General features: G+C 48.3%; 6 protein-coding genes and 1 pseudogene. All 7 read right to left on the minus strand.

Going from position 1 to position 7315, the window contains the following annotated elements:
• Positions 1 to 661: 661 nt before the first annotated feature.
• On the minus strand, positions 662 to 2398 hold the full coding sequence (locus Q0349_RS03385; protein ID WP_298079469.1) for a phosphoribosyltransferase: 1737 nt from the start codon (positions 2396 to 2398) through the stop codon (positions 662 to 664).
• A 13-nt stretch (positions 2399 to 2411) separates the two neighbouring features.
• Positions 2412 to 2990 (minus strand): single-stranded DNA-binding protein, encoded by a 579-nt coding sequence (gene ssb / locus Q0349_RS03390; protein ID WP_298079470.1) that lies wholly within the window; start codon positions 2988 to 2990, stop codon positions 2412 to 2414.
• Positions 2991 to 3315: 325 nt separating this feature from the next.
• Positions 3316 to 4611 carry a TrbI/VirB10 family protein gene (locus Q0349_RS03395; RefSeq protein WP_298079471.1) on the minus strand — a complete coding sequence of 432 codons (1296 nt, stop codon included), beginning with the start codon at positions 4609 to 4611 and terminating at the stop codon, positions 3316 to 3318.
• Positions 4608 to 5006: a hypothetical protein gene (locus tag Q0349_RS03400; protein WP_298079472.1), complete on the minus strand. Its 399-nt coding sequence runs from the start codon at positions 5004 to 5006 to the stop codon at positions 4608 to 4610. The genes Q0349_RS03395 and Q0349_RS03400 overlap by 4 nt, the downstream gene beginning before the upstream one ends.
• Positions 5003 to 5938 (minus strand): P-type conjugative transfer protein TrbG, encoded by a 936-nt coding sequence (gene trbG, locus Q0349_RS03405; RefSeq protein WP_298079473.1) that lies wholly within the window; start codon positions 5936 to 5938, stop codon positions 5003 to 5005. The genes Q0349_RS03400 and trbG overlap by 4 nt, the downstream gene beginning before the upstream one ends.
• The gene (locus Q0349_RS03410) at positions 5931 to 6683 is read right to left on the minus strand and encodes a VirB8/TrbF family protein (protein WP_298079474.1); all 753 of its coding nucleotides are present in this window, start codon (positions 6681 to 6683) and stop codon (positions 5931 to 5933) included. Before Q0349_RS03410 ends, trbG begins: the two co-directional genes overlap by 8 nt.
• Positions 6680 to 7315, minus strand: a pseudogene (locus tag Q0349_RS03415) (hypothetical protein); the annotation flags it as partial. The gene Q0349_RS03410 and the pseudogene Q0349_RS03415, both read right to left, overlap by 4 nt.

Below are 7315 nucleotides of genomic sequence, written 5' to 3' on the forward strand. Positions count from 1 at the left end.
TTTTTCGTCTATTTTCAGCCAAAAAAACAAAAAAAATTTTCGGGGTCGGGAACCCGGTTACATCGGTTGCGTTTTTCAAAAACCGTTGAATTATTATTTTATAACAATGTATTACATTGAGCTTGAAAAAGTTACATTCCGGTTACATGCGGTTACGTCCGTAAATGGCCGGGTAATAAACTGTTGTTTATAAAGACAATATCTAGGTATTTTTGTAACCTTGAGGAGGTTACAAAATGCGGTTACATGTAACCCGGATGTAACCCGAATGTAACTTTTTGAAGTTACATATAATCATTTGTTATAAGAGAAAAAATCAACACTTTTTGGAGTATGTAACCGATGTAACCGGGTTCCCACCATCACCTTCAAAATTTGAAATTTTTTTGTGTCATTTTTACAACAATCAAGCAACTTATTGTTATTAGATGAAATTGTTTCCAATAGATGCTGTTTGATTAACTCTGGTTAATTGGGACATGCTGAGTTCAACCCCAAATGGGGCTTGTCGCCCGAATATTCAGCACGGTTTTTGCGCGGCCGTATTGGCGCAGGGATTGGCTCCCAACGTTAACATCGACGTCGGGAAAAGGAGCGTTGTCCGATTGATGCAGGGGCAGGGAAAAATGAACCCGGTGCCGCCATCGACACCGGGGTCAATTTATAATTTTCTCGACTGTTTATCGCCTATTGGTCGTACTCTTGCCAATGGCTCTTTGGCGGAATAGCTAATATTCACTTTTTCGCCAATATTCGGTATTTGACTGAGGTCTGTCTTACGGTGTGCCTGGAAATAACGGCTACCATCGGCAACTTGCTGGATGATAAACGTGTCAGTAGCAAAAACGACACGACCACGACAAGGCGTGGTCGGTTTTTCTGTTTTGAGGATTGCGTTGGGGTTCTCTGCTTGTAGAGCAGCAATGACGGGTGTCAGCTCGTGGTTGATTGTTTTTGTCGCATCAGTTCCTGTTTCCCCCAATCCAAAGCCTGCCGCAAATCTTGCCTGAGCGATTCGATCTCTGATGGCGTCAACATTAGCGGCAGCATAGACGTGGGATGCTTCTGATTGGGTAAGTTGTTCAATGCCATATCCAAACTCCTTCTTCCAAAATTGGTTCATGGTATCACCATGCTTGGACTGTACATTATACAATAGTTCTTTTGAAGGTGCAAGTTGCAAAGAATGTTGTTTTGCACTCATTACCATGACACCAAGCACATTACCACCTCTATTGATGATGTATCCCCGCAATGCAGCTAAGGTACCACCTTGTGTCAAGGTGTCATCTACCAAAATATAATTTTTACCTGCTTCTACATCACCCTTAAATTGCGGTGGAAATGCCAATCTATGGTTAGCATTGCTGCCAGTACGACGGACACGATTTATTTGTACAATATCATCATATACTTTGGCACCGAGTCTATCAGCTAAAACAAGAGCAATCATGGCCGGGATTTTATTACGCCCAGCAGATTCCTCAGCATGCACAGGCACTATGTAAGTATTCGCATCTGGTTTGAAGGATTGCCGTACGGCTTCGACGGTTTTTGGCTCCAATAGACCTTCTACTAAACGCAGAGCTGCTTTAGGATCACCAGCTTTGGCAGCAGGGTAATCTGGTAAATTACCTAGTGATTCAATAAATCCATTGGTAATTGCTGGTGGAAAATCACCCCAAGGTGCACGTTCAGATTTTGTTTCTTCCATTTTTAGCCCAATTGTTTTTGCGGTATGCCACAGGTCGCGCTGTAGCTGCCCGCTTTTTTGCTGCCCATGCAGCAACCAGGCGAGGTTGGAAACCACCGTCACCGGATAGACCGTCTTCTCTGCCAGCATCCGCCCCAGGTGTTCGCCTGCCGTGCCGTTGAGATAGTCTGCCGCCAACGACGGCGTCGTATCCGTCATCTCTGCGATGGTCAAGACCGCCATGCGCCACAGCAGGGCGGTTTGTTTTTCATTCAACGGGATATCCCGCAATGCGACGGCAAAGCCGTAGGCGTCGTCGTGTGCTACCGACAGCTCTGTATCGCTTCTGCCGTTGCGTTCACATTGTGCGGTCAGGCGCGAGACCGCCGCGTTATCGGCATTGGTAATCTGGTCGCCCGCCATGCGGGCGTGCTGTTGCAGTTGTTTGAAATTACTGTCCCAGCGCTCACGGCGCTCCTCTTCTGCTGGGGTGGGATAGCCGACGCGGCAGGCTTTTTCCATCTCCCCGGCAATCCTCAGTCCCTCGGTGAAACGCTTCAACAACGCCCGGTTGCCATCGGCAGCAAATGTATCAATATGCGCCCGTAGTGTGGCGACTACCGTGTCGTCCTCGAGGCGCTCGCAGAGTTGGCTGTACCCGTCCTGGGTGTATGGGGTGATGGGCGTTTTATTGTCCGCTGTCATGTCATAATTCCTGTTAGATCAAAGTAGTTTGGTCATCAGTATCGGCAGCGTCATCCATGCCCGGCGGTACATCATCGGGCAGAGGCGGCTGCATGGACGTATCTGATGGTGAAGGGTCTCGGGCGGGTGGTGTTCCTGTATGCGCCGCTACGTGCTGTTGCGGCACAAAATTATCTTCGCTCGCAGTGGCCTGCCGGGAACTTGTCGGCGGATTTTTCTCACCAATTGGCGGCGGACGGTCGCCATGCTCATTACTGCTGGCGACCAGCTGCAATTCCTGCACGATAACCTCAGTGGTATAGCGCTCGATATCGTGCTGGTCTGTCCATTTACGGGTTTGCAGCTTACCTTCAACGTAGATCTTTGAGCCCTTGCGACAATACTGGGCAATGATTTCAGCGGGTTTGCCAAAGGCTACGACCCGGTGCCACTCAGTTTTCTCGCGTTTTTGGTTGGTGTTTTTATCCGTCCAGACCTCGGATGTTGCTACCGAAATATTGGTGACGAGAGTCCCATCCGGCAGATAGCGGGCATCCGGATCTGCGCCCAAGTTACCCATCAAGGTCATGCGGTTAACGCCACGTTGTGCCATAGTGCTTCCTCACTAGTTTATAAATTAAAAATAAAATAAATTACACAATTTTTATCCCTAAAAGAGCATAATAAATGCGAACAGGCCAAGAAACTGCAACATGACTGCGTTAAATGCATGCTGTTGATCAATTACTATAAAAGCAACGCTTAATGCCATACCTAGAAATAGTGAGGCTATAGCGATAATCGCAAAAAACTTTTCTTTGCGGCGGGCTGATTCTGTAGCGTCCATACTATAATTTTTGGAAATGGGTGCAGAAAATGTGCTTATCATGTATGCCGTTGCAGATAGCCAAAAAGTATTGACATTTTGTAATCCTAGTTTAGTAGTCTTTGTATGGATTTAGAATAATGTCTTTATTGACCATAACATTGAATCTATAACCCGGGCGAATTTCCAATGTTGGCTGAATGTTGAGATTGCGGCGAATCATTTCTGTACCAACTTGGCCAATCTGTCGGCCCATTTCTGCTTTGGTGACATTCAATGGACTGTTTTCATCTTTGCTACCATCACCAATGGCAATCTGTGTCCCGGCACCAATGACGGAAAGCAAAAAGGCGTTCTTGAAAATATTCCATGTGTGGTTGTTTACGCGGTCGTGCATTCCGGCATAACCTGCCAAATCAACCGCTCCCATGTTGCCAAGATTGAGTACGGAAGCATCGGGAAACTCCAGACGATACCAAGCGATCATGACTCGTTCCTGCCCCATTGCGATGTGACTGTCATAACGGCCAATCAGCTTGCTACCTTGGGGAATCAAAACGGTACGTCCTGTTTTGCTGTCATAAACGCTATGTGTGACTTGGGCGATGATCTCGCCCGGCAGATCGGAATTGATGCCGGAAACCATCACCGCTGGAATGATAGTACCCACACGGATTTCATAAGGGGTCAGTTGCGGTTCACGAACGGAAGGCAGGTAGCCGTAGGGATTGTCTGTTTGTGCGGCAAATGCAGCCTTGCGTAAGCGCAGATTCGGATCTTGGCTTTCCAGCAGACCTTCCATGCCACCCGTTGCCGAGCCGATACCCTGTGTCGCCAAAGAGCGTTCCAGAGCTGCTGTTTGCAGATTGGCGCGCATTTTGGCGATGTCCGGTATTCCTTGGGTGGGGTCGCCGTCAGCGGTCTTTCCGTTCGCGTCTTTACCGGTTGGGGATTCTTCAATGGCAGTGCGTGCAACTAGGGCTTCGTAGTAATTCCGTTGACGAAATTCGCGCACCATTCCTGCCACCCGCTTTGCCTCTTCGTCTTCTTCTTTTTGTTGAGTCGCCTGCATAGGAGCTTGCGTAGGGGGCAATTGTTGTTGCGGTAAATCCGGCGTCGGTTTGGTATTGTCAATGATGATCGGGTCAACCGGCTCCAGGTCAGCGATACCATCACCGACGCCGGCAATGATTTTGTCCGCTGATGCGCTGCCGCCAACCACGGTAGGATTATCGCCCGAGCTGTTGCCAGTTCTGGGTTGGCTGCGACTGTACAGGGCATAGACGATCCCGAACATGACAAGTGCCAGTACACCGGCAGCGATCATCATTGGGATTTTGTTCAGGCGGCGCACATTGCCACCACCACCATTGCCATTCGGCGAGTTCCCGGGGTTCATTGAGCTCATGGGGCAACTCTCTGCGTCTGAGTGCCGCGAATCAGTGTGTTATTGCCGTCGCGATGAAAAACGCTGTCATTGCGCCAATCGGTAGTGATCAGTCCCAGGCGCCAGGTACGATCATCAAGTTGATCCAGCAGATAATGTAAAGCAACCGCGTTACTATCTTGAACGCCAAAGCCGTGTTGACGCAATGCTTCGACAAGATATTCACCGAAAGCACCGACGGGTTTTAGAGCAACGGTTGTTTTCCCCGGTGGATACTGTCCTGCCATGATTTCCCCGCCGACTGTGGCAATCATCTGCATTTCATTTGGCGTCAAACTGTCATCCTCAAAGTTGTCAATATTCATGGTGGCGCAGCCACCGAGGAGTAACACGGAAAGCAACAGCGATTTCATCATGATTTGCCTCCTTGCCAAGTAATCTTGACGCGCTCTTGCTTACGACCAACGCCACGTATCAGTACGGCATCGGCAAATAGTCTATCTACAATATATTTGCCATCTTGGACACGGTAGTTGACGAGTTGATCTCCCTGGGCGCTGCTGACCAGTAATGCGGGTGCATCACTGTGACGCACCCGCTTGGGCATTTCGATAATGGTTTGCTGACCGTCGTTATAGACGCGGACGGGTTTGAAATCACACTGGTTACAACCCTCCACACGGTAATTGAAGTCCAAATCTGCTAACGAAACACCATTTTGTGTGGATTGATGCGCTTTAATAGCCTGCGATTGTTGGTGATAAGCCTGCCATTGGGCTGCCATATCTCCCGGATACTTGAAGGCAACTCCCGGCATAAAGTCCTTACTACGGCTGACCAGCTTGATGTGGTAGGTGCGGCGGTCAGTAATTGCTACAAGCGAGGTTTTGAGACCGACATCAACGGGCTTGATGACCAATTGTGTTCGGTCATCGGCGCCAATGGCAGGCGCAATCTGCCAGCGCACAGTATCACCAAGATGCACCCCGTTTTCCACAATGTGCTCTCCCGGCTGAAAATAGATCACGCACAATTCGAGTGGTGCGCAAACCAAGGTAGGCTGACCTGATCCGTACAGATACATGACGCGATCGCCATCCCGATAAGGATAACGGTTGCCTTGCAGCCACTGGTTGGCGTATTTGAGTGCATCACGGTCACGGTCGGACAGCGGTTTATCTGGTGAAAGCAGGGGGAGTGGTGCATCAAGGGCAGTATTCGCCTTGTTGCTAGCCGGGGCATTGCTGGCTGAGGCAATATCTGGCACAACATAGCCCGGTTCATCTGCGTACGCGATTATTGGTAGAACCAGTGCCAACCATAGCGCTGTTTTCACATTTTTATTCATGGGGAGCTCCTTCATTTGCGGGGAGATTTCTTGGTTCAATTTCAGTTTTAACCTTGAAATCTGCTGATAGATGCAGATCGGTTACATACATACCGATGGGGTTGAAGAGAATCGTTTGTTCATTTACCGTATTGCCAATAGACACTGTAGCTGTGGCCGTATAATTATTCTTGCCAAGAATTTTTCCATCCCTACCATATTCTTGCTCTGACCATTCTATTTGCCATGTATTATCTGATAGTGGTAATAATTGTTGAATATCCACAGCAACAGTTTTCTTTTGTGCTTTAACAAATGGATCATTGTCACGGAAATATTGATTAACCACATTTGTGGCTTGGTTGTTATCGCCAAGATGTGAGTACAAACGACGTATGGCGTTCTTCTGTACCGTCTTGTCCGCGCTCACTGTCCGCAAATCACGAATGACTTGTGCCAGTTGTGCCCTAACAATGCGAGTATCAACCGGTTGCATGGCGGTGCTTTCGTACACCGCCACAGTATTGCCCCGTGCATCAACTTCAACGACGTAGGGAATCAGCTTGTTTTGCCCCGCAAAGTAGATTGTGCCGCCTGTGGATATGACGCCGATCATCAAACCAATAATACCAACAATACGCCATGTTTTAGCTTGCTGAATATAATCGCCGTAGCGCTCATTCCATTCTCTACGAGCATTTAGATAGGGGGAGTTAATGGATTTAATATCGGCAGATTCTTTTTGATGTTTATTTTTAAATATCATTGTTCCTCACTTTGACTAGGGCTCTTTATTTTTTTTGATAAGGTCTGCTTTCTAATATTACGAGCAGTATCAAAATGGTGTGATTTGCTTATAGTAGCAGCAGCTCCTTTGGCATACGCTGCTCCAAAGGCTTTTGCATAATTAAGACCTTTAGCAAGGCGAGAAGCATTTGATACTTTGTCACCTGAAGCCTCGCCGCCTGAAGCTTCACCGCCTGAAGCCCCGCCGCCTGAAGCCCCGCCACTTAGTGCATTTGGAATAGCGCTTGCATCGTCATCGCGACTTTCTCCAGGCGTTTTCTCTGCGCCAGCTGAAGTTGATGCCGCGCTCAATGTTGCGTTGCCTCCGGTACTCTCTTTTGCAGCCTGATGAGCTGCGGCAACCGTAGCACCAGCACCAGCAACAGCCAGAGCAGCAGCGGCGCCAGCTTTTGCAATTGAGGCAGCCATACCTCGCATATCCGGCGCATTACCAGATGAAACACCGCTAAATACAGATTGGGCTAATGCTGGAATTTTTTGTGCAAGATAAGCGACCATAAAAAGTACGCCAATGATGGCAAATATAGTTCTTACGCTACCTAAACCAGTATTATCTACAATATCCTCTACTAGTTTAATACCAAGCCCTGC

Origin of the sequence: uncultured Cardiobacterium sp., assembly GCF_938028185.1 — a bacterium.
Lineage (GTDB): Bacteria > Pseudomonadota > Gammaproteobacteria > Cardiobacteriales > Cardiobacteriaceae > Cardiobacterium.

Excerpts from the sequence above, each read along its gene's own strand:
- Q0349_RS03385 (WP_298079469.1), bottom strand. The coding sequence starts at position 2,398 with ATGACAGCGGACAATAAAACGCCCATCACCCCATACACCCAGGACGGG.
- Q0349_RS03395 (WP_298079471.1), bottom strand. The coding sequence starts at position 4,611 with ATGAGCTCAATGAACCCCGGGAACTCGCCGAATGGCAATGGTGGTGGT.
- Q0349_RS03400 (WP_298079472.1), bottom strand. The coding sequence starts at position 5,006 with ATGATGAAATCGCTGTTGCTTTCCGTGTTACTCCTCGGTGGCTGCGCC.
- Q0349_RS03410 (WP_298079474.1), bottom strand. The coding sequence starts at position 6,683 with ATGATATTTAAAAATAAACATCAAAAAGAATCTGCCGATATTAAATCC.
- trbG (WP_298079473.1), bottom strand. The coding sequence starts at position 5,938 with ATGAATAAAAATGTGAAAACAGCGCTATGGTTGGCACTGGTTCTACCA.
- ssb (WP_298079470.1), bottom strand. The coding sequence starts at position 2,990 with ATGGCACAACGTGGCGTTAACCGCATGACCTTGATGGGTAACTTGGGC.